General features: G+C 63.5%; 21 protein-coding genes and 1 pseudogene. 4 read left to right on the top strand and 18 right to left on the bottom strand.

The annotated features are described in order from the left end of the window. Window positions 1–23 precede the first annotated feature (23 nt). The 7 genes from HV711_RS01090 to HV711_RS01060 all read right to left on the bottom strand — a co-directional run bounded on the left by HV711_RS01090 (window position 24) and on the right by HV711_RS01060 (window position 6,604). Window positions 24–230, bottom strand: a complete 207-nt coding sequence (locus HV711_RS01090) for a hypothetical protein (protein ID WP_013590727.1) — start codon at window positions 228–230, stop codon at window positions 24–26. A 29-nt stretch (window positions 231–259) separates the two neighbouring features. Further along, window positions 260–505, bottom strand: coding sequence for a hypothetical protein (locus HV711_RS01085; protein WP_013590728.1), 246 nt, complete (start codon window positions 503–505; stop codon window positions 260–262). A gap of 127 nt (window positions 506–632) precedes the next feature. After that, on the bottom strand, window positions 633–1,265 hold the full coding sequence (locus tag HV711_RS01080; RefSeq protein WP_013590729.1) for a response regulator: 633 nt from the start codon (window positions 1,263–1,265) through the stop codon (window positions 633–635). Window positions 1,266–1,267: 2 nt separating this feature from the next. Next, window positions 1,268–2,893 (bottom strand): hybrid sensor histidine kinase/response regulator, encoded by a 1,626-nt coding sequence (locus HV711_RS01075; RefSeq protein ID WP_013590730.1) that lies wholly within the window; start codon window positions 2,891–2,893, stop codon window positions 1,268–1,270. After that, on the bottom strand, window positions 2,890–5,052 hold the full coding sequence (locus HV711_RS01070) for an ATP-binding protein (protein WP_035476416.1): 2,163 nt from the start codon (window positions 5,050–5,052) through the stop codon (window positions 2,890–2,892). The genes HV711_RS01075 and HV711_RS01070 overlap by 4 nt, the downstream gene beginning before the upstream one ends. A gap of 163 nt (window positions 5,053–5,215) precedes the next feature. After that, on the bottom strand, window positions 5,216–5,536 hold the full coding sequence (locus tag HV711_RS01065) for a hypothetical protein (RefSeq protein WP_013590732.1): 321 nt from the start codon (window positions 5,534–5,536) through the stop codon (window positions 5,216–5,218). 174 nt (window positions 5,537–5,710) lie between these two features. Continuing rightward, complete coding sequence (locus HV711_RS01060) at window positions 5,711–6,604, bottom strand: transporter substrate-binding domain-containing protein (RefSeq protein WP_028360671.1); 894 nt, start codon at window positions 6,602–6,604, stop codon at window positions 5,711–5,713. 361 nt (window positions 6,605–6,965) lie between these two features. Between HV711_RS01060 and HV711_RS01055 the strand changes: the two genes are divergently transcribed. After that, window positions 6,966–8,312 (top strand): class I SAM-dependent methyltransferase, encoded by a 1,347-nt coding sequence (locus HV711_RS01055; RefSeq protein ID WP_035476418.1) that lies wholly within the window; start codon window positions 6,966–6,968, stop codon window positions 8,310–8,312. Window positions 8,313–8,359: 47 nt separating this feature from the next. On the opposite strand, the gene HV711_RS01050 is transcribed toward HV711_RS01055, so the two are convergent. Further along, on the bottom strand, window positions 8,360–8,875 hold the full coding sequence (locus HV711_RS01050; RefSeq protein ID WP_035476420.1) for a universal stress protein: 516 nt from the start codon (window positions 8,873–8,875) through the stop codon (window positions 8,360–8,362). A gap of 175 nt (window positions 8,876–9,050) precedes the next feature. Next, window positions 9,051–9,367: pseudogene (locus HV711_RS01045) on the bottom strand (DUF1840 domain-containing protein). Window positions 9,368–9,709: 342 nt separating this feature from the next. On the opposite strand from HV711_RS01045, the gene HV711_RS01040 reads away from it, so the two are divergent. The 3 genes from HV711_RS01040 (at window position 9,710) to HV711_RS01030 (ending at window position 13,164) form a co-directional block, all read left to right on the top strand. Continuing rightward, a complete protein-coding gene (locus HV711_RS01040) occupies window positions 9,710–10,876 on the top strand; it encodes an HPP family protein (protein WP_175144959.1) in 1,167 nt (388 codons plus the stop codon). Between the two features lie 69 nt (window positions 10,877–10,945). Beyond that, window positions 10,946–11,362, top strand: coding sequence for a MarR family winged helix-turn-helix transcriptional regulator (locus tag HV711_RS01035; RefSeq protein ID WP_013590738.1), 417 nt, complete (start codon window positions 10,946–10,948; stop codon window positions 11,360–11,362). 2 nt (window positions 11,363–11,364) lie between these two features. Further along, window positions 11,365–13,164, top strand: coding sequence for a chloride channel protein (locus HV711_RS01030; RefSeq protein ID WP_035476425.1), 1,800 nt, complete (start codon window positions 11,365–11,367; stop codon window positions 13,162–13,164). Between the two features lie 27 nt (window positions 13,165–13,191). On the opposite strand, the gene HV711_RS01025 is transcribed toward HV711_RS01030, so the two are convergent. From HV711_RS01025 to HV711_RS00985, 9 genes are all read right to left on the bottom strand, one after another. Further along, the gene (locus HV711_RS01025) at window positions 13,192–13,737 is read right to left on the bottom strand and encodes a DUF488 domain-containing protein (protein ID WP_035476427.1); all 546 of its coding nucleotides are present in this window, start codon (window positions 13,735–13,737) and stop codon (window positions 13,192–13,194) included. 154 nt (window positions 13,738–13,891) lie between these two features. After that, a complete protein-coding gene (locus HV711_RS01020; protein WP_028360665.1) occupies window positions 13,892–15,325 on the bottom strand; it encodes an efflux transporter outer membrane subunit in 1,434 nt (477 codons plus the stop codon). 10 nt (window positions 15,326–15,335) lie between these two features. Then, entirely contained in the window at window positions 15,336–16,907 is a 1,572-nt protein-coding gene (locus HV711_RS01015; protein ID WP_035476431.1) for a DHA2 family efflux MFS transporter permease subunit, read from the bottom strand. A 6-nt stretch (window positions 16,908–16,913) separates the two neighbouring features. Further along, window positions 16,914–18,014 carry an HlyD family secretion protein gene (locus HV711_RS01010; protein ID WP_028360663.1) on the bottom strand — a complete coding sequence of 367 codons (1,101 nt, stop codon included), beginning with the start codon at window positions 18,012–18,014 and terminating at the stop codon, window positions 16,914–16,916. A 105-nt stretch (window positions 18,015–18,119) separates the two neighbouring features. Beyond that, the gene (locus HV711_RS01005) at window positions 18,120–18,539 is read right to left on the bottom strand and encodes a MarR family winged helix-turn-helix transcriptional regulator (protein WP_035476433.1); all 420 of its coding nucleotides are present in this window, start codon (window positions 18,537–18,539) and stop codon (window positions 18,120–18,122) included. Between the two features lie 89 nt (window positions 18,540–18,628). After that, complete coding sequence (locus tag HV711_RS01000; RefSeq protein ID WP_013590745.1) at window positions 18,629–19,051, bottom strand: MarR family winged helix-turn-helix transcriptional regulator; 423 nt, start codon at window positions 19,049–19,051, stop codon at window positions 18,629–18,631. A 63-nt stretch (window positions 19,052–19,114) separates the two neighbouring features. Beyond that, the gene (locus HV711_RS00995; RefSeq protein WP_035476436.1) at window positions 19,115–20,005 is read right to left on the bottom strand and encodes a transglutaminase family protein; all 891 of its coding nucleotides are present in this window, start codon (window positions 20,003–20,005) and stop codon (window positions 19,115–19,117) included. Next, entirely contained in the window at window positions 20,002–22,632 is a 2,631-nt protein-coding gene (locus tag HV711_RS00990; protein ID WP_035476438.1) for a circularly permuted type 2 ATP-grasp protein, read from the bottom strand. The genes HV711_RS00995 and HV711_RS00990 overlap by 4 nt, the downstream gene beginning before the upstream one ends. Before the next feature lie 32 nt (window positions 22,633–22,664). After that, complete coding sequence (locus HV711_RS00985) at window positions 22,665–26,147, bottom strand: transglutaminase family protein (RefSeq protein WP_035476440.1); 3,483 nt, start codon at window positions 26,145–26,147, stop codon at window positions 22,665–22,667. Window positions 26,148–26,307 lie beyond the last annotated feature (160 nt).

The raw sequence follows: 26,307 nt of genomic DNA, 5'->3' as shown, positions 1-26,307 counted from the left end.
GAGAGAAATGTTTGAGGGGCGAATCAGTGTGATTTGGAGAAAAACACCACAGCGCCTTCCTGCGGTGTCAGGCCGAGGCTGAAGTAACCTTCGAGCCGCTCCGCGTCGGCGTCTTTCAGTTCGAACGGCGCGCGAATGAAACCGGACACGACCGCATGGTCGTACCACACGCTCATCCACATGCGCAGTGCCAGGACTTCCGGCGACACCAAACCCCATTCGTGGGTCATGATTCTGTCTCCGTCACGCAACTCGCCGCTTACGCGGCCATCATGGTTACCTTCATGGCCGGCCGCTCGACAGGCGGAAACACGTGCCAGAAGCCGTCGTCGTGTCGAAAGAAAAACAGTGTGAGCACGCCGGTCTCGCGCTGTGCCTCGACACACACACAGCGCCTGATGCCTCGGCGCGGGGACGGCTGTAACTGAATACGGACCGAGGCTGCGCCGCTCGCATCCAGCCACTTCTCGATGAGTTCGCGCAATGATCGCTCTGACGCTGCCATAGGTCCTCCGCCGGTTCCCATAATGCATCGTAGGATGGCGTTGGCAGCGCCTCCATCGGCGGCGGCGGAATGTCAGTTCAGGAATGTCTGTTTTGCCACTCAGATTTTCCTGACGCGCCAAAATTACCTATTCGGCGACGAGTCCGTGCCTGATCGCATAGCGAATCAGGTCCGCATTGTTGGCGAGTCCGAGCTTCTGCATGAGCCGCATTTTGTGCGTGCTGATCGTTTTGGCGCTGAGTGCGAAGGCGTCGGCGATTTCATTCAGGCTCTTGCCGAGCGCGAGCATTTGCAGCACCTGAAACTCGCGGTCAGACAGGATTTCATGCGGCGGGGCATCACCCGAATAGGTTTCGAACACGATGCCTTCCACGAGCTTCGGGTCGATGAAGCGGCCGCCTTCCGCCAGCTTGCGAATCGCCGCAAGCAGCACATCGGGGTTGCTGTCCTTCGTGACATAACCGGTGGCGCCCGCACGCAGCGCGCGCGAGACGACCTGCGCCTCGTTATGGATGCTGAGCACGAGCACCGGCAGCGATGGGCGCTCTGCCCGCACGCGCCGGATCAGATCCACACCGCTGATGCCTGGCATCGTCATGTCGAGCAACAGCAGATCGACCTGGCAGCTACGCAGCTTTTCGATGACTTCGGAGCCTTGGGCTGCTTCGCCGGCCACCACGATATCCGGAGTGGTTTCGATTATCTGCTTGAGACCTCCGCGCACCAGCGGGTGATCGTCGGCAATCAAAAGGTTGATCATGTTTAAAGCCCATCCTGAAGCGGTATATGAATCGAAACCGAAGTGCCGGTGCCCGGCGCGCTGTCGATCAGCAAGGACCCGCCGATCAGACGCGCCCGCTCGCTCATGCCGAGCAGTCCGTATGAATAGTCTCTGCGCGCCGCCTCCTGGTCGAAGCCGCAGCCGTCGTCGCTGACATGCAGATCCAGGGCAGTCGGCGTGCTCGTGAGCGTGACGTCCGCGCGCGTCGCGCGGGCGTGACGTGCAACATTGGTGAGCGATGCCTGCACGATGCGAAACATCGCCGTGGCGTGCGCATCGGAGAGCACCGGCTCGTTGCCGTTGAGCCGGAACTGGCAGGCAAGCCCGCTGCGCCGCCCGAAATCGTCGACGAGCCATTCGAGCGCCGACACGATACCGTAATTGAGCGCCGCCGGCCGCAAATGACTCGCCACATTGCGCACCATCCAGATGGTTCTCTCGACCAGCTCGCGCATGTCGTCGGCCCGCTTTGCCACTTCCTGATCGCCGGGAAGCCGCATTTTGAGCAGCGAGACGTCCATCTTGAGCGCCGTCAGCAGTTGGCCCAGTTCGTCGTGAACTTCCATCGCGATGCGCTTTCGCTCTTCTTCGCGAATGGCTTCCATATACGCGGACAATTCGCGCAGTTGCTCACGCGACTCCACCAGTTCCTGCTCGATGCGCTTGCGCTCGGTAATGTCGTTCAAGCCGACGAAGATGGCGGGCGCGTCGTCGTAAGTCGCGACGCGCGCGGTCGCGATCGCCCAGAACACCGTGCCGTCCGGCCGCCTGAACCTGAGCTCGGTGTTGCGGAAACTGCCCTCATGTCGCAGCTGTTCGACAAGCCGGTCGCGATCCGCCAGGTCTGCATACAGCTCGGCGATGTTGGCGACGTGCGTGGTCACATAGTCGACGCCGAACAGCTCGCGCAATGGCTTGTTGGTGTACAGAATGTGCCCTTCCGGCATCGACGTGATGCACAGCGGCACAGGACTCGTCTCGGCGATCGTGCGAAAGCGGAACTCGCTGGCGAGGAGCCGCGCTTCGGCGCGTCTGCGTTCCTCTATCTGCGATTGCAGCGTCGCGTTGGCCCGCGCGAGTTCGTCGGTGCGCTGCGCGACGCTCGCTTCGAGGCCGTCGCGCACGCGCGACAACGCAGCTTCCGCCTGCTGACGGACCAGCACTTCCTCCTGCAACTGGCGGTTCTGCGCCATCAGCTTCTGGTGCATGCCGCGCAGCGCAAGGTGCGTGCTGATACGCGCCATCATTTCGTCGACGTGGACGGGCTTCGTGAGGTAATCGACTCCGCCCGCCGAGAAACCTTCCACCATGTCCTCGCTGCCCGTCAGCGAGGTCATGAAGATCACCGCGATGTTGCGGGTGCGTTCGTCCGACTTCAGGCGCCGGCAGGTTTCGAAACCGTCGATGCCCGGCATGCGCACGTCGAGCAGAATCAGATCGGGCTGCGAGAATTGCGCGCGCTGGATCGCCTCTGGGCCGTCGAGCGCGACCAGCACCCTGAAGCCGCGCGCCACCAGGCTCTCGACAACAATGGCGAGATTCGCAGGGTTGTCGTCCGCGATCAGTACGGTGGGCGACTCGTCGTCGGGCAGGGACATCTCGTTCATCGTACCGCCCTGGCTTCGAGCTGCTCCTCGACGAGATGCAGCAGCGCCTTCGACTGATAGCCCTTCGCGAGAGCAAGAATCCGCGTGGTGAACGCCTGGTAATGCGGGTTGTGTGTTGCGACCCGCTCGGCCCACAACGCGATTTCCTGCATGTCGCCAAGACGCGCGAGCAGATGCAATTGCTGCAACTCCTTGTCCGGCACGACGACGAACGGCTCTGCGGAGGCGTCCAATGCGACTCGCGGATCGTCCGCCGGCGCGTAGATCCATTCGAGGTCGAGCAAACGCGCGATCTGCGCGAGCAGTTCGTCGAAGTCGACCGGCTTCGAGAGAAACGCATTGGCGCCGGCCTTCAGGCTGCGCTCTTCGTCGGCGCCCGAGGGGCTCGCGGAAGTGGCAATCACCGGCACCTCGGCGAAGCCCTGAACCTGGCGCAGTCTGCGCGTCGCCTCGAGTCCGTCCATATCCGCCATCACGATGTCGGTCACGATCAGCGCCGGGCGCTCGCTCAAGGTTTTGGCGAGGCCTTGGCGGCCGCCGGTTGCCTCGACAATCTCGAAGCCGAGCCGGCTGAGAAACTCGACCATCACCGCGCGGTTCATCGGGACGTCGTCGATCACGAGCACCTTGCGGCGCGCCCCTTTGTAGCCCGTCGCGATGCTCGCACCGGAGGCCGCGGCGGGCGCGGAGAGCGGCGCCCCCGGCGCTGCCTCGAGCTCGAACCAGAATGCGCTGCCGCGGCCAGGCAGGCTCTGCACGTGGATCTCGCTGCCCATCGCGCGCAAAAACTGCTGACTGATCGTGAGGCCGAGCCCGGTTCCACCGGTGCCGCGTTCCGTATGCATGATCTGTTCGAAAGGCTCGAAGATAGTCTGCAGTTTATCCGGATCCATGCCGATGCCGGTATCGCGCACCTCGAAACAAACCCTGCCCATTGCGCTCATTTCGATGAGCAGGCTCACGCTGCCCTGATCGGTAAAGTTGAACGCATTCACGAGCAGATTCAAGAGCACCTGACGCAAGCGCCGTTCGTCGGCGCGCACGGCCTCCGGCACGTCGGGCGCCACACGCCAGATGAAATCGACGTGTTTCTGCGCCACCTTCACTTCAATGATCTCGCGGATGGCGTCGAGCGTGCCCGCGAGCGGCACATCGGCGATCTCGATGCGCAAACGGCCCGCTTCGACGCGCGCGAAATCGAGTGCATCGCCGATCAGTGCGAGCAGATGTTCGCCGCTGCGTTGAATCACGCCGACGCCTTCGCGATGCTGCGCGCTCAGGCTCGCGTCGCGCCGCAAGATCTGCGCATAACCGAGAATCGCATTCAGCGGCGTGCGCAACTCGTGGCTCATGTTCGCCAGAAATTCGCCTTTCGCGCGGTTTGCCGCCTCTGCAGAACGGCGTGCCTCGCGCTCCACCGCCGCGTCGCGTTCGTCGAGATACCCGCGATGCAGCCGCGCGGCCATCGAGTTAAAGGCGCTCACCACGCGCTCGAGTTCGTCGGGCTCGCGGGGCGCGCGCCGGTTCAGCTTCAGGGGTTGGGCGGGCTTGCGAAAGTCGTACTCTTCGACGGTATGCGCGAGCACCATGAGATGACGCGTCACGAGCCGCGTCAGAATGTAGAAGATAAAAAGAGAAACCAGGAAGATATTCGCGGCCTGGGTGACGAGAATGGTCAGCGCCGTGTGGGTGAGATCGTCGTAGAGATCCCTTAACGTCGCCTGCACGTAGAGCGTGCCGATGCGTTGCTCCTTGCCGAGCACGCGATACACGAGCGGGTACTCCCGTGTGATGGCCGGGCCGCTTGCCGGCCGGCCAGCGGACACGATCAACGGTGCAGTACCGCTTCCCGCCTGGCGCACCTGCGCCGTTCCGATGTCCGGGAGGCGCACAATGCCGCCGAGTTCGAGCCGCAGTTGCGCGTCGTCGAGCCGCCACAGCGCCTCGCTGAGGCTGTCGCGGTAGCTTTTGTCGATGTCCGAGAGGCGGTTCTCGATCAGCGCGATGCCTGCGCTGTAGTCGCGCTCGATCTGCAGCGCGGTCAACAACAAGGTGAGCACGCAACTAAACAGAATCGTGATCGCGAGAAGCCTGAGCACGACGCTGTGCCGCAACCGCCTGAGCGGATATCGCCACTCCCCCATGAGGTTGACAGCCATATTGCCCCGCAAGCATGGTGATGTCAGTTCGTGTTGCGCTCGTGCGGCGACTGCAGTTTTTCGGCGCCTGCGTCGAAGAGCCGCTTTTTTTTGCCAGTTATTGCCCGTTATGACGCCATGCGAGAGCGTTGCCCGTTTCCGCGCCCAATCTGCTGCATTCGATTCACGACGACAGCCGGATTCCCCTCACCGCCGGCGGCTCGTGGACGACGCGAAGCAGCAGGTCGTCTACGCAATCCGCGAGCTCCCGCAGCATGGCCGCGGCGTCGCCATCCAGTTCCGTGTAATGCGATTTGCGCAATTCCCGCAGTGTTTCGCCAACCCGCCTGATCGCCTTCGGTCCGCTGTCAACGAGCGGCCAGCAATGCATCAGGTACCCGAGCGGCGTAATACAGCGCCGTTCGCACCAGATATCGAATAGCCGGAAGCAGATCGAATTGATATGCTCCACTTCGTTTTCGCGCTGCGACAGATACGGAATCATTTCTGCTCATCCGGTTGGGCCATTTTGACCCGCCCATCATAGAACGAAGGCCGGCGTACAACAGTCAGGCGGCGCGGAGAATCCGCCAAGGGTATCCCGATTCACGGGTAAGGGAATCCTGACCCCCGCTCGCGCCCTGCGCGCACCGCGTTCCCGCCGTGCGCGAAGTACCCTTTATCGGCTTCGCGTCGCAGCGGGCCACTGCATCCAGTACTCTGCCGGAATCTTCCTATCCGCTGCGGAAAGATACCGGTTGTCCAGTTCGATCACCCTCCGCTCGCGCAAATCGGCTCGCGCCAGCGCGTTCTGAATGTACGGATGCGAATTGAAGAGGCGCATATACGAGCCGTTTTTATAAGCCCCCGCGAATCCCCGCTCGATGGTCGACGCCAACGCGGGATCGCGGCGGCCGACATAAAAAAGGAAATCTGACCGGTACTTCAACAGCAAACGTTTTTCCACCGTCAATTCCGGGCCGCTCTCGCCGCGCGCTACCATTTCGGGAAAGGCCTCGATCAGGCCCCTAGGGTAATAATCTATCCGCCCGGCACGTGTCATCGCGAGCAGCGTGTCCGTGCTGGACGTTTCGACCTTCAGACCAGCGTCGCGCAGAATGTCCGTATCCACCCAGCCGAGCCCCTGGCCCGCCGTCAAACGCTGCAGGTCGGCAAGGTTCTGCACGCGGTCGAACTCGGCCTGCCGGTCCTTCCGTATGACGAACAGGCGATAGCCGATCAGCCCGCGATTCACCGGAATATGCACCACATTCAGGCCATGTTCCGCGCGGCTGTCCATGCTGGTCCATAAAAGATTGATGGATGAGCCGTCCGCCAGTTCGGCGAGCGCGCGGCCGCGCTCCATCGCAACATCGGCCTCCCGAATCCTATACGTCGCGTTGGCCGTCTTCATGGCCAGGTCCAGCACCGCGAGAGCAAAGGCGGCATGCACCTCGCCGCCCGTGCGGATGCGCGGATGCACGATCTCGAAGTCGGCTGTCGACATGGGGCGCGGGCGGCCGGGCATGCCGGCCATGCCCAACGCCGCGAGTACAAAGGTCCTGCGCTGCATGATGTGTCGACGTCGAATGGAATGCGCCGGACGTCCCCGTCGGCACCCGGCATGTGTAAGCATCGTGTCACTGTAGTGAAAGCTTTGCAATGCGGGAAAGACTGACCGAAGAGCAGCTCTCGTTGCGAGTGCAACGTGGTCCGTCGCGCTCTCCGGCCTGTTCACGACAATGGAAAACCTTGAGAAGCATGAGGCTTGCGCCGTCGGTAAAGATCCGGATAGCTAAGTGTTATCGCCGCGTCTACTGATTTAACTGCGGATTGAACTGCGCGGCAGGCTGAATCTGGTCGCCGGCCGATAGGCTTTCGCGGCATGAATGATGCTTAGCCAACACACCGACGCTTTTGAAGGAGTCGACGCCATGACGCTCTGGAGCCTTTTGCGTTCGCCCGCGGAACAACAGATCGCCGGCATGCCGGTGCCCTGCTCTGTGTCGCTGCCTGACGGCCAGCGCATCGGCGCGCGAGAGCCGCGTCTGTCGTTCGAAATCCGCGATATGCGGGCATTGCTGCATCTGCGGCAAGGTGCGATTGGCCGGCTGGCGGAAGACTATGTGGAAGGCCGGCTCGAAATCGAAGGCGACCTGCATGACCTCATGGCTGCCGCGCCTGCTTTGCTGCGCGGCGATCCTACACACGAAACGCACGGATGGCTGCTTGAGCGCGTGAGCCGCACGCGCCGGGCGATCTGGGAGCGCACGCATCACAGCCGCGCGAAGGACGCCGCGCAAATCCAGCATCATTACGATATCTCCGACGATTTCTACGCGCTGTGGCTCGATCCGCTGCGCGTGTATTCGTGCGCCTATTTTTCGTCGCCGGACATGGCGCTTCCTGAAGCGCAGCAGGCCAAACTCGATCACATCTGCAAGAAACTGATGCTGCGCTCGGGCGAGCGCTTTCTCGATGTGGGCGCAGGCTGGGGCGCGCTGCTGCTATGGGCTGCCGAACACTACGGAGTGGCCGCCACGGGCATCACACTGTCGAAGAACCAGCACGCTTACGTCAACCGGCTGATCGAGGAAAAGGGACTGCAAGGGCGGGTAAAAATGCTGCTGCAGGACTATCGCGATGTGGATGAGTCGGCGCCGTTCGACAAGATCGCTTCGGTGGGCATGTGCGAGCACGTCGGCCGTCCGAATCTGCCCGCCTATTTTGCCAAGATGCGGCGACTGCTGAGGCCCGGCGGTCTTATGATGAACCATAGCATCACGGCCGGCGGCGTCGAAAACGGCGAAGTGGGCGGTGGCATGGGCGAGTTCATCGACAGGTACATCTTTCCGGGCGGCCAGCTCGTCCATGTGAGCGTCATGATGGACGCCATGACGCGCGGCAATCTAGAACCGGTGGACGCGGAGTGCCTGCGGCCGCATTACGCGCGCACGCTATGGCATTGGGCCGATGCGCTCGAGGCGCATCTCGACGAGGCGCGCCGCATTCTCGGCAACGACGCGGAAAAAGTCATTCGCGCTTACCGGCTCTATCTCGCAGGGTCGGCCATGGGATTCGAGCACGGCTGGACGTCGCTGTTCCAGATCGTCGCTTCGCGTCCCGCAGAGTCCGTGACAACGGACGACGGCGCAACCGGCCACATGCCATGGGCTCGCAGCGACTATCCGTACAATCGCACGTACATGTATGCCCGCAACGCGGCGATCGATCAGGTCAACGAAATTGAACATGCCAACGGCGGCCAGGACATCTGCTGAACGGTGCGGCTTGCTTCTATCTTTGCAGCGCGGCACCGCCGCGCGTGTCACGAATGCTCGACCCTGGGCGCTGCTGCACCGGATTCCGCGTGCCCGGCGTTTTCCACCTCTGGCTCGCGGGATTCGACTTCCGGCCCTATCGTAACAAGCACGCTGCAGCTCACGCGGTCGAGCAGCAGCCCATCGGTCCGGCCTCCCCACCATCGCGCGAGCCTGCCGGCTTTGTGGTGTCCCACCACGATCAGATCGACGTTGAGCTCTTTGGCGAAGTGAGCAATCTGGTCGAGTGGATCGCCTATTGCAAAGTGGCCTGTCGCGTGAATGCCCTTCGCGGCCAGCTTCTTCAGACCTTCGTCGAGCACGCTTTTGACCGAGTCGCTGATCAGGTTCGCCGGTATGGCGGAAGTGATATCCGCGCCCTGCACCCACGTGGAATTGTTGATCACGGAAAGCACGTGGACTTGCGCGGCGAGTTCGCGCGCGAGCCGGGCGCCGTCTGCCAGCGCGTGCTGCCCCTCGCGGGTTCCGTCGTAACAGAGAAGAATGCGGTTGAAGGCCGACATGTCGTTCCCCCTATCTCGATGCGCGGCAATGCGCCGAATGCAATCGGCGCATGCAGGAAGACAGATCCCAGCCCGCACAATTCAGTATATGTCGCTGATCGAAGCCGTGCCGCTCTTCACCCGAGCAGACAGCACAGCCGGTTGGCCTTGCACCACGCCAACCGTCACCAACCGCCTACAGTCCCCAGATGATGTCCGCGCCGCACTTGCGGCTTCGCGCAACATGTCCAGAAACGGCCACGCGCGCTGCGACAGACCATTGCTCGGCTCGCGCCGGTTACCCGGCGAGCGATGCAGCGCTTCCAGCGCGACTTCCGCGCTGGCGTCTTCCGTGATTGCCGATTCCAGCCGCTCGATCGCAGCCGGCAGTTCGTCGTGCATGATCACGCCCCGCTCGCTCAGACGCTTCCCGATCAGGCCCAGTAGATATTGAGCGAGGTCCCGAAGCATCACAACGTCCGGTGATGCAGTGGATTGAAAAGTGATCAGCATGATGGCTCCTTTTTTATGCACCGCGTCGCGCCACGTGGTCAGACACGGGCGATGGCGCGCCCGCAGGGCGGTAAGCTTGCCTCTCAATATTTATATCACACCGTGATTTAAGTGACAGGTGCAATCTACCCGAGACCTGCGCCGCGCAACGCGCGGAAGCCCTGCCCGTAGGGTCGGAGCGTGCTCCCCGACGGGCCGCCGCCTTCCACGCGCCGACCGTTTATATCATATTGAAATATAATTATGACCAGACGGTATTCGCGCTCACCGGGGTTTCCCTGGTATCGTCGCACTCCAGCACAATCGGCTCACTCCCTTTTTTCGCAGCTTTTCCCGCACACCTTGTCCCGCACTCTCGTCCTGCGCTGGTTCTCCAGCTTTATTCCCGTCCCCGTTACAGTGCAATGGCAGGAGCGCGCGCGTTCATGTCTGGGCGCGCTGCTCGGCATCGCATTCACCGGTGGCTCGATGTATCTGCTGTTGGGGCCCGGCACGGACATTCCGCTGCTGGTTGCACCCATGGGCGCTTCCGCGGTGTTGCTGTTCGCGGTACCGGCAAGTCCGCTCGCGCAGCCTTGGTCGATCATCGGCGGAAATCTGGTTTCGGCGACGATCGGCGTGACGTGCGCGAACGTGATTACCGACCCGACACTGGCGGCCGCAATGGCGGTCGCGCTGGCGATCTGCGGCATGTTCGCGCTTCGCTGCGTGCACCCGCCGTCGGGCGCGGTGGCCCTGACCGCGGTGCTCGGCGGGCCTGCCATTCATGCTCTCGGCTATCGTTTCGTGCTCGAACCGATCTTCATACAGTCGGCTGCGCTGCTTGCCGCCGCGATCGCCTATCACGCGGCGACCGGCCACCGCTATCCGCATTCGGGCCGCGCGGCGCGCGGCACGGCGGCCAGCGCCGCCGGCGCGGACACTCGCGCCGGCTTCACACGCGCCGATCTTGAAGCGGTGCTGAAGCGCCGCAGCGAAATGCTCGACATCGATCCGGACGACCTCGAATCCCTGCTGCGCGAGACGCAGCTTCAGGCCTTCTCGCGCAGCTTCAACGAGTTGACCTGCGAAGACATCATGTCGCATCAAGTCGTATCGGTGTCGGCGAGCACGCGTGCGGTCGCAGCGTGGGCACTGCTCAAACGCAACAAGGTCAAAGCGCTGCCGGTGATCGACGAGGAGCGCACTCTGGTGGGTATCGTGACGCGTGCCGACCTTGTCGATAAACGAATCTTCGGCCAGTTCGCGCCGTTTATCGCCTACTTCGACGGCTGGCTGCGCGGCGACGCGCTGCGCGCGCCAAACGTGGGCAATGTGATGACGACCGACGTCTGCACGGTCAAGGCGAATGCGCCGATCACCGACCTCGTACCCATGTTCGCAAACTACGGCCACCACCATATTCCTGTACTCGATTTCACCGGACATGTAGTCGGCATGATTACGCAGGTGGACCTGATCTCCGGACTGTATCGGCAGACCGTGGTGAAGGCGCAGCACGCGGCCTGATGGACCGAATTCTGCCGATTACATCATTTTATGATATAATTACCGTTTATCCACGCTGGCGGACGAACAATGAAAGAACGGGCTCGCGGGCTGCGCAAAGCCGACTTTGAGCAACTGTCGGAGTTCCGCTATCAGATGCGGCGCTTCGAGCGCTTCTCGGAGCAGGCCGCGCAGAGCGAAGGCATCACGCCGCTGCAATATCTGCTGCTCCTGCATATCAAGGGATATCCGGAGCGCGACTGGGCGACCGTCGGCGAGTTGGCGGAGCGGCTGCAGGCTCAGCATCACGGCGTGGTCGCGCTCGTATCGCGCTGCGAGGCACTCAATCTCGTGCGCCGCCAGACTAGCGAAACGGACCGCCGTCAGGTTGAAGTGCACATTGAAAAAGCCGGCGAGCGTGTGCTCGCAAGACTGGCGGAGCTGCATCGCGCCGAGCTGAAATCGCTGAAAGGCGCATTCCAGGTTCCTCAGATCGACCTCGACTAACTATGACCATGGACTCCCACAAGCGGGATTTTTCCGCGAACGCACGGCTGCCGGGCATTTTCGCGCTGGCGGCATGCATCGGCGCGGTCAGTACGCTCGCAGCGTTCGTACTGCTGAATCTGATTCATCTGTTCACGAACCTGTTCTTCTTCGGCACGTTGTCGTTCGTCGAACATTCGCCGGCGCATAACAACCTGGGCTTGTGGGTGATTGGCGTGCCGGTGGTGGGCGGGCTTATCGTCGGATTGATGGCCCGCTTCGGTTCGGAAAAAATTCGCGGCCATGGCATTCCGGAGGCGATCGAAGCCATCCTGTTCGGCAAGAGCAAAATGTCGCCGAAAGTGGCGGTGCTCAAGCCGTTGTCATCGGGCATCGTGATCGGCAGCGGCGGACCGTTCGGCGCCGAGGGGCCGATCATCATGACGGGCGGCGCGCTCGGTTCGCTGATCGCGCAATGCTTCAAGGTGACGTCGGCGGAACGCAAGACGCTGCTCGTGGCCGGCGCCGCCGCGGGCATGACCGCGGTGTTCGGCACACCGCTCGCGGCTGTGCTGCTCGCGGTGGAATTGCTGCTGTTCGAATGGCGGCCCCGCAGCTTCCTGCCGGTGGCGGTGGCCTGCGCCGTAGCGGGTTTTGCGCGCGCAGCATTCTTCGGCGCTGGTCCGCTGTTTCCGCTAGAAACCGCCGCGCCCGATGGCTGGTCGCTGTTTTCCTGCCTGATTGCAGGGCTTTTATCCGGTGCGCTCGCGTCAGGACTGTCCGCCTCACTCTACAAGACCGAAGATCTGTTCGGCAAATTGCCCGTCCACTGGATGTGGTGGCCTGCTCTCGGCGGCATCGTAGTAGGCATCGGCGGATGGCTCGAGCCGCGTGCGCTCGGCGTGGGCTATGACGTGATCGGCGATCTGCTGCATCAGCATATCGCGCTGCAGATTGCTATCGCGCTGCTCGCGGTGAAGGCCGTCATGTGGGTCGTCGCGCTCGGGTCCGGCACGTCAGGCGGCGTGCTCGCGCCGCTGCTCATGCTCGGCGCGGGACTCGGGACCGTCCTGTCGCACTGGCTGCCGGGCAATCAACCTGCGTTGTGGCCGCTCGTGTGCATGGCCGCAACACTCGGTGCCACGCTTGGCGCGCCGCTTACCGCAATCGTGTTCGCATTCGGTCTCACGCACGACGCCAACGCCCTGCTGCCGCTCCTCACCGCGACGCTGGTTGCGCACGGCTTTGCCACGGTGACCATGCGCCGCTCGATCATGACGGAGAAAATCGCCCGACGCGGCTATCACATCTATCGCGAGTACGGCGTGGATCCGCTGGAGCGTCATCATGTGGATGAGGTGATGACCGCCTCGGTCGATTCGATCGACGCGGACATGACGGTCGGCGCGGTGCTGGAAAATTTCTTTGGCGCGAAGCAAACCCGGCGTGCGTATCCTGTGGTGCGTGACGGCGCGGTGGTCGGCGTGGCCGATCGTGCGTTGCTCGAACAGTTCCGCGATGCGGACCCCGAACTGCGGATTGCCATGAGCGTGGCGAACGTATTCGATAAGCGCTCGCTTGCGTTTGCTTTGCCATCCGAAACATGTCGCCTGGTTGCGACGAGACTCGCGGTACACGGCCTCGAGCGGCTGCCTGTTGTCGCAGACGCGAAGTCCATGCGCCTTATTGGCATCGTCTCGCGCAGTGATCTCGTCAAGCCGTCGCTCAGCCATTTCGAAGAAGAACACAAGAGAGAGCGGTTCCGCCGTCTCGCACCGGCGCGCAGCAAACGTCGCTTCGCTCCGGTCGGAAAGGCAGGCTAGGCCCGCCCGGCCGCTATCCGATCCGCTTCAGGGCGAAGCGGATTCGGCCGGATAGACCAACCGCCCGTCCGGCTGCGCCTGTGCTGCCGGCGTGGCGGTAGCGGCATCAACATGGTGCGGGCCCATGATGTGACATACCGTTTCGCCGCGCATCAACAGATAGTCGGTAATGATGCGCCGGTGACAACGCCACCACACGGCTTCCGAGCACATGATCGCGCAGCGACGGCGGTGACCCAGCTCACGCAGCTCCGCAAGCCCCTTTTGAAAGGCCTCGGTCATGGCGTAATCGGCATAGTTGCGAAACGCCGGATGCGTCCAGTAGCCGTTCACCGACGGCCCTTCGTCTTTGCGGCGGCTACGCCGTCCGCCCAGCTCCGCGAGGTGCACATAGTCGATATGCGCGGGTGCCAGCGAATCCGGCAACGTATCGCGATTGAATTGAGGATTGGTCCGCGAGCGAGGAATGCTACGCACGTCGACCAATAATTCGACCTCCGAATCTTTCAGCAGATCGATCAATTCGGAAAGTGTACGCGTGGAATGCCCGATCGTGAAAAATGGCCGCGCCATGGTGACCTCGTCGACTGCGGGATATGCATCGGATTGTATCGCCAGCGAGGCATGACCGACCACCCGACTCGACCGCCCGACTCGCTCGACCTTCCGCACGCATTCTCCATGCCTGCAAGCCCTGCCATTCGCGGCTCTTCGCCCACGTGAGACCTCAGTTGTTCGCCGAAACCGCCGTCACGGTTTCGGGCACGTCCCAGCCGCCGCCAAGCGCGCGGTAAAGCGCGACTGCAGCGAGCGCGTGCTCCCGCCGTGCCTGATTCAACGATTCAGCGTCGCGCAAATACGCCTCCTGCGCGGCAAGCACATCGAGGAAACTGGACGCTCCGCCTTTGTACAGCTCGGTCGACAGACGCAGCGCATGGTTCGACGCATCCAGCGCGCCTCCGAGCCTTTGTACCTGCACGGCACCGCTTACCAGTTCGCTGCGGTTGTCCTCGATTTCCTTTAGCGCCTGCAGCATGGTCTGACGCAAGCTGAGCTGCGATTCGCGCATTCTGCTCTCGCTCGCGTCGATATTCGCGCTGATGCGGCCTGCGTTGAAGATCGGGCTCGTCGCGCTCAATGCCGCGCTAAACAGATTGTCGGTCAGCGTAGGCAGTCCAAGATACGACGACGCCAACAAGCCGTCGGCGAGATTGAGCTTGAACTTCGGATAGCGCTCCGCCTTCGAGACGCCCACTTCCGCCGCGCGCTGCTCGACCGCTGCATAGGCCGTGCGCACGTCGGGGCGCTGCAACAGCGCTTCGGAAGGCAGCGTTTGCGGCACGCGCTGCGCCGGTGCCGGAATGTCGTGTGCGTCGGCGAGCAGCAGACTATCCACACTTTCCGGCGTGCGTCCCGAGTAGACCGCGATCAGACTGAGCTGATGCTGTACGACGGTCTGCACGCGTGGAATCTGTGCCTGCAAGTCGTCCAACTGGTTTTGCGCGCGCGCCACATCGAGCTGCGACGACAGGCCGTAATGCAGACGTTGTTGCGTGAGTTTCAGCGCGCGCTCGCGAATCTGTTCGTTATCCAGAAGAATTTTCAATTGCGCCTGTGCCCAGCGCAGATCGATATAGGCGGCGGCTGTATTCGCAGCAAGCGCGAGCCGCACCTCGTTCAGTGCGGACTGCTTGCCCGACACCTGGGCCTGCGCCGCCAGAACGGCGAGACGCTCGCCTCCGAAAACGTCCGGAGTCCAGCTTGCTGTCAAACCGGCACCGGCCTGACGCACGTAGCCCAGTGGCGGCGGCGTGTTCTGCCGGGAGTAGGCTGCGTTGGCGCCGGCATTCAGCTCAGGCAGCAATGCCGCGCGATTCTGCGTGACGAGATCCTGCGCCTGCCTGACACGCTCCACGGCGGCCTGCACGTCCAGATTGCCGGTCAGCACGGATTCAACGAGCCGATGCATCACTGGATCGCCGAACTGGTCCCACCATACGTTCGCATTCACGCTGTCTTGCGGTGCATCCACGTTCCAGGCGTCCGGTGCAAGCGCGCCGACCGTTTGCGGCAGGTCCGCGTGCGTGGCAGGCTGCACCGCACACGCGGCCAGTGTCAGCAATGCAGCGCTTGCGACGAGCCTGATAGCAGTCGTTTTCATATTGGAGTCCTCAATGGGCGTCGGGTGGCGGCGCCGTATTGCCGAACGGACGTGAGAAGAACACACTCAACAGGCCCACGACAAAGCACAGCGACACAGCAAGAAAAGTGTCGGAAAAAGTCAGCACGAGCGCTTCGCGCATCAGTACCGCATGCAATGCGCCGAGTCCGGCGTGAGCTGCGTTCAGTGCGTTTCCGCCGACTGCCGCGAAATGCGCAGCCTGCTGTTGCAGGATTGCTTCGACGGCGGGGCGGCCTGCTGTCAGATGTTCGTCGAGCCGCTCGTAGTGCAGATTGAGCCGGTCGTTGAGCATCGTGCTGCTCACCGCAATGCCGATCGCTCCGCCCAGGTTGCGCATCAGGTTGAAGAGGCCGCTCGCCGAGCGAAGCCGCGACGGCGGCAACGAGCCGAGCGCCATCGTCACAATCGGCGGAATGCAGAACTGCTGGCCGATGCCGCGAAGCGCCTGCGGAACCAGCAACTCATGCCAGCCCCATTCATGAGTGAGCGGCACATACAGGTAACAGCCAATGCCAAAGAGGACAAGGCCGAACACCAGGAGGAGACGCATATCGACAAAGCGCGCGAGCGTGGAATACGCAACCAGTGCGAGCAACTGGAAACAGCCGACCGACAACAACGCGAGACCGATCTGCAGCGAGTCGAAACCGCGCACGCGCGACAGAAACACCGGCGTTAGAAATACCGTGCAGAAGATGCCGATGCCGGTAATAAACGAAAGCAGACTGCCAATGCCGAAGTTACGAATGGCGAGCGCGCGCAAATCGACAATCGGCTCTTTCGCCGTGAACGCATGCACGACGAAGAGAAAACCGCAAATCGCCGAGATCCATGTACACATGATAATTACGTCGTCGCCGAACCAGTTCTTGCGCGGCCCTTCTTCCAGCACGTATTCGAGGCACCCAAGAAATCCCGACATCAACAGGATACCTATGTAATCACCCTTCTTCAGCAGCGACAGATCGGCCTTGTCGATATGCACGTATTTCGGCACCATCAGTGCGACGATGAGGCCCGGCGCGAGATTGAGATAGAAGAGCCAGTGCCAGGACCATTGCGACGTGATCCAGCCGCCGATTACAGGACCCACCGTCGGCGCGAGCGAGGCAAGCGCGCCGATGGTGGTCGACGCAATCAGGCGCTGCTTGCCGGGAAACAGCACGAATGCGGTGGTAAAAACCGTCGGAATCATCGCGGCGCCGAGCGCACCTTGCAAGCCGCGAAACAGAATCATCGAATTGATGTCCCATGCAAGGCCGCACAACATGCTGGTCACGGTGAAGCCGAGGGCCGAGAAGGCGAACAGCCAGCGCGTGGAGAACACGCGCGTGAGCCAGCCGGACATCGGAATCACGAGAATTTCGGCGATCAGATACGAGGTTTGTACCCACGAGAGTTCGTCCTGGCTCGCGGACAGGCCGCCGCCAATGTCCTTGAGCGACGACGCGACAATCTGGATATCGAGGGTGGCCATGAAGAAGCCGAGACACATCAGCGCAAAGGCGAACACCTTGGTGCGTGTCGGCTGATCGGCTGGATTGACGGGAACCTGAGTCATGATGGCTTACCCGCGAGCCGGTGTGGCCGACGCATTGACGTGGACCTTCACCGTCGCCGAGAGGCCGGGGCGCAGCACGCCTTGCATCTCTTTCGGCACGTTCAGGCGCACGCGCACCGGCACCCGCTGCACGATTTTCGTGAAGTTGCCGGTCGCGTTCTCGGCGGGCAGCACGCTGAACGTTGCGCCGGTCGCGGGCGCAAGACTCTCGACCACGCCGTGCATGTGCTGGCTCGATGCGTCGAGCTCCACGTCCACCGCGTCGCCGACGCGCATCTTCTTCAACTGGTCTTCCTTGAAGTTCGCGTCGATCCACAAGCCGCTCGCGGGGACCACCGTCAGTAGCGAGACGCCCGTGTTCGCAAGCAGGCCGACGCGCGCGGTGCGATTGCCGATATAGCCGTCGATCGGCGACCGAATCGTGGTGTACTCCACATTGAGCGCCGCGACGCGCTGTGCCGCCTGCGCAGTGGCGATGCGCGCCTCGGCATCGCCGATCTGCGCGTCGAGCACCGCGATCTGACGCTGCGCAGCGATCAACGCGGCACTGCTGCGATCGACCGCGGCGTGTGCCTTGCTCAAATCGGCATTGGCGCGCTCCACGACCTGGTTGGACACTGCGTCGTCCTTCACGAGTTCGCGGTAACGCAGTTGATCCGCCGCACTACGCGTCAATTCCGCGCCCGACGCGCGAACTTCCGCAGCCTGTTCGTTGATGTTGGCCAACTGCAGCGACTTCTTCGCCTGCAGTTCGGTCACGGCGGCTTGCGCGCTGCTGACTTCCGCAGCGGCCTGCGCGAGACGCGCGTCATAGTCGCGGGCGTCGAGCCTGACCAGCACCTGGCCCGCGTGCACGAACTGGTTGTCCTGCACGAGCACATCGGCGACAAAGCCATTCACCTTCGGCGCCATGACGGTGACGTCGCCGCCCACGTAGGCGTCGTCCGTGGATTCGACGAAGCGGCCGACGAAAAACCAGTACGACGCGGCGAGCGCGAGCACGGCGAGTACCGTGATGATCGCGAGCAGCATCCACGGAATGCGCGCCGCGGGCTTGCCCGCCTGCGCGGCGCCCGCGGGCGCAACAGTCGAGGGTGTAGAGGACATAATGACTATGTGTGCGTATGCACTGGTTGAGTTAAAAAAATAGCGCATGCTGATCGCGCCCGTGAATTTCCCCAATTGCGGCGAGCTCGAGCGCATTGCGCGGCATTACACGCGACCTGTCATGGCAAACAGTTCGCCGCGCAACGCCCGCGCGCGCGGCCCGCCGAAGCTGTGCTCGAATTCCGCTTGCGCCGCATGCCAATGCTTCCACCCTGCTTCCAGCCGCGCGTGGCCTTCACTTGTCAGGCTGAAGGACAACGCCCTCGCATCCGCCGGAGGTGCTTCGCTCAACACCAGCCCGTTGCGGCGCAACGGCTGAACGATGCGAACGAGCGTGGTGCGCTGCATGCGCATGGTCTCGGCCAACTGCTTCATGGTCATCGGGCCGGTGCGCTGCAGCCTGCTCAGCAGCGAGAACTGCGTGATCGTCAGGCCCACACTCGCAAGGTGGCGGTCGTAGATTTGCGAGACATGGCGCGCGGCCTGGCGGATCGCAAAGCAGTCGTCGTCGAACGATTCTTCCATTGCTACGTTTCCTCCGTTAGTGCATATGCACATATAGAGCCAAAAAAAGTCGCCGGGACGAACGTATGCGGCGAGCTCCTATCTCCCAGCTAGCCTGTAATGCTGAACAACTCGGCCCGCAGGGCCTTGGCGCGGCCATGACCGAATTTCTTCTCGAACTCGTCTTGCGCCGCGCGCCATGCGATGACCGCCTCGTCAAAAGTCTTTTCGCCCTCTTCCGTCAGGCTGAACAGATAGGTCCGGCTATCATGTTCCGCCGGTTCGGAGACCACGAGGCCGTCTCTTTGCAACGGTTTCATTGCCCGCACGAGCGTGGTGCGCTCCATCACCATGGCATCCGCCAGATCGAGGATCGGCACGCCGGGCGTGCGGGCCAGCTTGGCGAGAATGGTGAACTGCGCCGCCGTTAGCCCGACCGCGCCGAGATGGCGCTCATAGAGCTGCGTAATGTGCCGCGCCGCCTGGCGCAGCGCAAAGCAGTTGCATTCGTCGTAGGAGAGTGGGCGGTTCATGCTACGCAGTCTATGTGTGCATATGCACTAAGTCAAGGGCTTTTGTTGCCGACAGTCCCGGAACTAGAGCGCCAGCACGGTGACGCCCACTTCCACGCGGTGCGCGCCGCCGCCGAGAATCATACCGCGCAGCAGCGACACGTCGCTGTAATCGCGGCCGATGGCAAGCGTGACGTGGTCCGTGTCGGCGAGTACGTCGTTGGTCGGATCCAGATCGATCCAGCCGCTGCCGGGACAATGCACCGACACCCATGCGTGCGACGCATCCGCACCGATCAGCCGCGGCTGGCCCGGCGGCGGATCGTTACGCAGGTAGCCGCTCACATAGCGCGCCGGCAAACCCAGCGAGCGCAAGCAGCCGATCATGACCTGCGCGAAGTCCTGGCAGACGCCGCTCTTCAAGTCGAACGCGCGTTCGGCGGGCGTATCGAACATGGTGGCGGACGGCTTGTAAGCAAAATCCGCGTGAATGCGGTGCATCAGGTCGATCGCGCCTGCGGCAATCGGCATGCCCACCGGGAAGCTCGGCAGCGCATACGCGCGCAACGACGGTCCGGGCACGACATTCGGCGACGCAAAGCAGAACTCCATCTCGGGGCGGAACTGCCCGCCAACGCGAAATTCGAGCGCCTCGGCCACCTCTTCCCAGGCGGGTGTGGTGTGGGGGTCCAGGTTCGTCCAGCGCGGCGTCAGCGCCACGGTGGTTTCACTGACCAGTTGCAGACGCTCGTGCGGCGCGTCGAGCGCAAAATACAGGACGTCGTTGCCGAATGCGTCGATACGGCTATTCACATACGAGGGCTGCGGCTCGATGCGTTCGCCGTGCGAAACAACCCGCTGCCATGCGCAGACGATAGGACGGATAGTGGCCAGATGCTGCGCAGTCTCCACATACGTCGAGTAATGATACGTAGTCCGATGCGAAACCGACAGCACGATGGGCGCACTTTTCATGACCACACCTGCGCTGCAACCGTACTGGCGTGGCTGAAATAACGCGCGCTGATTTCATGCGCGGCCGCGCCGGCGAAACTGCCGATCTGATCGCAGACACTGATCAAAGCCGCGTAAGCGCCATTCGAATCCGCTTCGCACAGCGACGCGAGCGCCGGCAGCGAAGCCGTGGGCGGCATCAACTCCGCGAACGGCCGATGCCGCGCACTGCCCGCGGCGACCGCGATCTCGTCCAGCTTCTTGCGCAAGCGGTCATACACGCCGTAAATGCCGCGCGGGTTGGTCGGCTCTATGACAAGCAGATCGAGCAGCGCCGGCACTTCGAAACGCCCCGGATAAAGCGCGCGATACGTGAGGGTGCTGTCGAACAACTGCAGCAGCAGATCGAAACCGGCGGGCGTCGCAAGCTGGCCTTTCTCGGCTACGATGCGCACGAACGCGCTCATCGCCGACACGCGTTCAATGTGCCGCCCGGCGAAAAGCAGCCGCCAGGCTTCGTCGCGTGTCATGCGGTCGCCTTGCGCGCCGCTGATCGCGGACAACTGCACGGACAGGCGTTCGAGCGCGTTCATCAGCGTGACGCGGTCATAACGGCGCGTGTCATTCGCTCCGCCGTTCGGCTGAGCCTGGTGTGGAGCACCGTTGGAACCCGCAACCGGCATCAACGTTTGCAAGGCGTCGCGGAAATCGTTACGCGAGGCGAGAATCGTACGCCAATGATCGTTGGACAAACGCCCGCGCACCTCGCCGTTCGAACGCGCCTGGCAACTCAGGTTCTGACCGATGCTCGCCGCGCCCGTGCTCTCGCTCAGATTGGCGACCAGCGCCCGCTCGAAAGCTTGTGGGGTATGCGGCGCGGACATGTCGCCCGGCTGCACGAGCCCGCAATGCAGCGCGAGCTCGACGAGCGTCGCAAACATGGCTTCCGCATCGTTACCTTCAAGAGAGCCGAGAATGAAGCGCAACAGCCGCACATTGTTCTCCGCCCGTTCGCCGTAACGGCCGGCCCAGAAGAGGTTTTCCGCGGCGCGGCTCGACACGGTGCGATGCTTGCGCGCGAGGTCGGCGGGCTGCATCGGCGAAGGGAGCAGCGTGAAAGTCGAGGTGGGCTGGCTCGACAGCACCCATGTGTCGACACTGCTGCCGCCGTATTGCATGGAGACGGTCGAGCGCCGTTCGCCGGCCATCCGCGTAAAGCCGCCCGGCATGACGTGCCAGCCGCCGTTGACATCCGCGATTGCGTACGCGCGCAAGACCGACGGACGCGCGCCGAGGGTGCCGTCCTCGTAACGCGGCGTGCACGAAAAACGCTGCGCCTGCTGGACCGTGTAACTGCCGGGCGCCGCCTCGATCCGCTCACGCCACGCGCCGAGCCGCTGCTTGCCCTGCTCCACGCCGAGCGGCGCATCGCGCGCGGCAAGGGGCCACGTCGGCACGATCAGCGCTTCGTCGAGATGCGCGAACGCGTGCTCGCGCGCGGCCTTTTCGCCGCACCACCATGTCGCGACGCTCGGCAGAACGAGGTCTTCGTCGAGCAGCACTTCGGCAATGCCCGGCAAGAATCCGTGCAGCGCCGGCGATTCCACAAAACCGGCGCCAGGCACATTCGAAACGATCACATTGCCCGCGCGCATCACCTGCAACAGGCCGGGCACGCCGATGGTCGAATCGGCGCGCAATTCGACAGGATCGCAGAACGCGTCGTCCAGACGGCGCAGCACGACATGCACGCGCTCGAGACCGGCGAGCGTCTTCAGATAAAGCATGTCGTCGCGCACTGTGAGGTCCTTGCCCTCGACGAGCGTCACGCCCAGGTAACGCGCGAGAAACACGTGCTCGAAGTAGGTCTCGCTGAACGGCCCGGGCGTCAGGAATGCGATGTGGGGCGACCTGTCCGCGCGCGACGGGTCGTCGCTCATCGTGGCTTGCGCCGCCTGCACGAGCGTCGAAATCAGCTGCGAGTAGCTGGGCGCAAGACGGCTCACATGCATTGCGCGGAACGGATCGACGAAGAGCGACGACACGATCAGCCGGTTTTCAAGCGCATAGCCGAGGCCCGAAGGCGCCTCCGTGCGATGCGCCATCACCGTCCAGTCGCCGTTGGGCGCGCGCGCGAGGTCCACCGCGACCACCTGCAGAAACTGCCCGCCAGGCGGCGCGTAGCCCTTCACCGAGCGCAGGTAGCCAGGGTGGCCGAACACCAGCGCGGGCGGCAACTGGCCGCGCTGAAGCAGCGTTTGCGGCCCGTAAATATCCGCGACGACCGCATTCAGCAGATGCGCGCGCTGCGTCACGCCGCGCTCGATCTGCGCCCACTCCCCCTCGCTGATCAGAAACGGCAGCAGATCGAGCGCCCACGCGCGCGGCTCGCCGTTGTCCGCGTAGACGTTGTAGCTGATGTCGTTGTCGCGGATCTGCTGCGCGACCGACGCGCGATGACCCTCCAGCCGCGCAATGCCGTCCTCGCCGAGCCGCTCGAAAAACTGCCGCCACGGTTCGCGCAATGCGCCGGACGCATCGCGCAACTCGTCCCAATGTCCCTCGTGCGCGGGCACAAGCCGCAACAGGGACGAAGCGTCCGCATGCGCCGCGGACGTTTCGAAGGGAAAAGTCGATTGAAAAGCCAAGGTCGTATCGTTCTTGTTAAGAGTGAGCCGCGTTACCAGTAGCGCAGGTCCAGCGTGAACGGAAATTCGAGGCTGCGCTGCGGCGCCTGCACCGCGAGCGGCCCCGGCGTATGCCCCGACGCAAAGAAGCGCGCGCGCCGCCGGCTTTCCGCCTCGTAAGCGTTCACCGGGAAGGTCTGATAGTTGCGCCCGCCCGGATGTGCGACATGATACTGGCATCCGCCGATGGAGCGGCCATTCCATGTATCCACGAGGTCGAACGTGAGCGGCGCATCCACGCCGATGGTCGGATGCAGCGCCGAGGCTTGCGACCACGCGCGAAAGCGCACGCCGGCCACATATTCGCTGACGCGGCCGGTCGGCTGCAACGGCACGGGCACGCCGTTGACCGTCAACACGTGGCGGTTTTCGTTCAGGCCGAGCGCGCGCACTTCGAGGCGCTCCACCGACGAATCCACATAACGCACGGTGCCGCCCGCCGAGCCCTCCTCGCCCATCACGTGCCAGGGTTCGAGCGCATTTCGCACGGTCAGCGACACGCCGCTCACGGTCGTCTCGCCCACCAGCGGGAAACGGAACTCGAAGTGCGGCGCAAACCAGCGGCTGTCGAATGCGAAGCCCTCGCGGTTCAGTTCGCCGAGCACGTCGTCGAAATCCATCTTGACGAAAGTGCCGAGCAGGAAACGGTCGTGCAGTTCCGTGCCCCAGCGCGTGAGCCGCTGCGTGTACGGCGTGCGCCAGAAACGCGCGACCAGCGCGCGCAGCAGCAGTTGCTGCACGAGGCTCATGCGCGCGTGCGGCGGCATTTCGAAACCGCGCAGTTCGAGCAGGCCGAGGCGCCCGGTCGGGCCGTCGGGCGAATACAGCTTGTCGATACAGAATTCGGCGCGGTGCGTGTTGCCCGTCACGTCGATGAGAATATTGCGCAGCGACCGGTCAATCATCCACGCGGGCAGGCTCGCGCTGTCGCGGCCGCCTAGCAGATCGATCTGCCGCTGCAGTTCGCGCAATGCTATTTCCAGTTCGTAGACCTGATCGTTGCGGGCTTCGTCGATGCGCGGCGCCTGGCTCGTCGGTCCGATAAAGAGTCCCGAAAACAGGTACGACAGCGAAGGATGGTTGTGCCAGTACGCAATCAGGCTCGCGAGCAGGTCGGGACGGCGCAGGAACGGGCTGTCGGCAGGCGTCGCGCCGCCGAGCACGAGATGATTGCCGCCGCCGGTGCCGGTATGGCGCCCGTCGGTCATGAACTTCTCGCTGCTCAGATAGCTGTGCGCCGCCGAGTCGTACAGATACTCCGTGTGATCGACGAGCTCGTCCCAGTTCGCCGCCGGATGAATGTTCACTTCGATCACGCCGGGGTCGGGCGTGACCTGCAGCATCTTCAGGCGCGCGTCGCGTGGCGGCGGATAGCCCTCCAGCACGACCTGCATGCGCAAGTCGGCGGCGGTGGCTTCGACGGCGGCCAGCAGATCCAGGTAATCGTCGAGCTGGGTGAGCGGCGGCATGAACACGTGCAGGAGCGCGCGGCCGCTGCCGAACGCATCCGCTTCCGCCTTCGGGCCGGCCGCCCGCTTCGGATCGCGCGCCTCGACGCAAATTGCGGTGCGCAAGGTGTCCTTCGACGACGTGCCGCGCGCGGGCGCCGCCTCGGCCTGCGCCTCCCCGCGCTGCGGCGCATACGCGAGCACGGCGCTGCCCGGCATGCCGCTCAGCAAATCCCCCGCCGACGACGACAACGCCGCGGCGCGCCGCGCGTCGGCGGCGCTCAGGGCGGGCCGCTCGCCGTCGTACTGCATGCGCAACTGCGCGGCCGGGCGCAACGGCACCGGCGGCGCAAACGGATCGTGCGCGTGCTGATACGGATAGTCGATCTTCGACACCCACGGCAGCGAATCGAGCGGCAGCCGGTAACCCATCGGCGAATCGCCGGGAATCAGGTACATGCGTTCGTCGCGGAAGAACCAGCGGCCCGTCACCCATTTCGGCGACGCGTGGGCCAGCTCGCGCTCGCGCGCGAGCGGCAGCACGTAGCCGGTCACACCGCCGAGGCCGGCGTCGAACACGCGCCGCAACCGCACACGCTCGAGTTCGTCGTCAAGACGCGCGTCGAACGGATCGACGTTGACCGGCAGGCGGCGCTCGCGCCACAGGTAGTACCACACGTCTTCGAATCCGGGCTGAATGCAGTCTTCGTCGAGCGCGAGTTTCGTGGCGAGATGCCGGATGAAGCGCTGCGCGTCGGCGGCCGTGTAAGTGCCGGGTTCGCGCTCGTCGGCGAATAGCTCTGGGTTCTGCCAGCACGGCTCCCCGTCGGCGCGCCAGTAGAGCGACATCGCCCAGCGCGGCAGCTGCTCGCCCGGATACCACTTGCCCTGGCCGATGTGCAGGAAGCCGTTGGCGCCGTAGCGCGCACGCAGCTTGTCCATCAGCGCGACGGCATAGCCGCGTTTGGTCGGGCCGAGCGCGTCCGTGTTCCATTCCGCCGCGTCGCGGTCGCGCACCGACACGAAGGTCGGCTCGCCGCCCATCGTCAGGCGCACGTCCATGTCGGCGAGCTGCCGGTCGACCTCGGCGCCCATCGCGAGCACGTCGTTCCATTGTTCGTCGCTGTACGGTTTCGTGACACGCGGCGTCTCCAGCACGCGCGTGATCGACATGGTGTGGCTGAACTCGACCTCGGACTCGTCCACCGCGCCGGAAATCGGCGCCGCGCTGCCCGGTTCCGGCGTGCAGGCGACGGGTATGTGGCCTTCCCCCGCCAGCAGCCCGGAGGTCGGGTCGAGGCCGATCCAGCCCGCGCCCGGCAGATAGACCTCGCACCAGGCGTGCAGATCGGTGAAATCGACCTCGGTGCCGCTCGGGCCGTCGATCGATTTGATGTCGGGCGCGAGTTGCAGCAAATAGCCCGACACGAAGCGCGCCGCGAGGCCGAGCTGGCGCAAGGTCTCGACGAGCAGCCAGCCGGAATCGCGGCACGAACCGGCGCCGCTCGTGAGCGTCTGCTCGGGCGTCTGCACGCCGGGCTCCATGCGGATCAGATAGCGGATCTCGCGCTGCAGCCGCTGATTCAATGCGACGAGAAAATCGGCGGTACCGGTCGGCTTGCGGTCGATGCTGCGGACGAACTCCGCGAAGCGCGGCGTCATGGGCCGCTTCACGCGATACGGCGCGAGTTCGAGCGCCACGTCCGGCGCGTAGTCGAACGGAAACTCTTCGACGGACGGCTCGAGAAAGAAGTCGAACGGATTGTAGACAGCCATTTCGGCGACCAGATCGACGGTCACCTTGAACTCACGCGTCCTGTCCGGAAACACGAGGCGCGCCTGATAGTTGGCGAACGCATCCTGCTGCCAGTTGATGAAGTGTTCGGCCGGCTCGACCCGCATCGAGTAGGAAACAATGGGAGTCCGGCAATGCGGCGCGGGCTTGAGCCGCACCACTTGAGGCGACAGCGCAACCAGCCTGTCGTAACGGTAATGTGTGACGTGATTCAACGCTACGCGAATGGACACACTGGACTCCTGTCTGGATTGGCAGCCCGCCGAAAAAGCAAGCTTTATGCCGTTCGTCCGAACACCTCGTCGGAACACCTATGCCGCCGCAGTCGGACAACCGCGCGCCCATCAGCGACGGGCATGCACCAAAGCGAGGCAACGCCGATGCACGATCATG

Origin of the sequence: Paraburkholderia phenoliruptrix (assembly GCF_902859825.1) — a bacterium.
Taxonomy (GTDB): domain Bacteria; phylum Pseudomonadota; class Gammaproteobacteria; order Burkholderiales; family Burkholderiaceae; genus Paraburkholderia; species Paraburkholderia phenoliruptrix.
The sequence above is the reverse complement of the archived record's forward strand: the minus strand, read 5'-3'. Positions and strand labels throughout refer to the sequence as shown.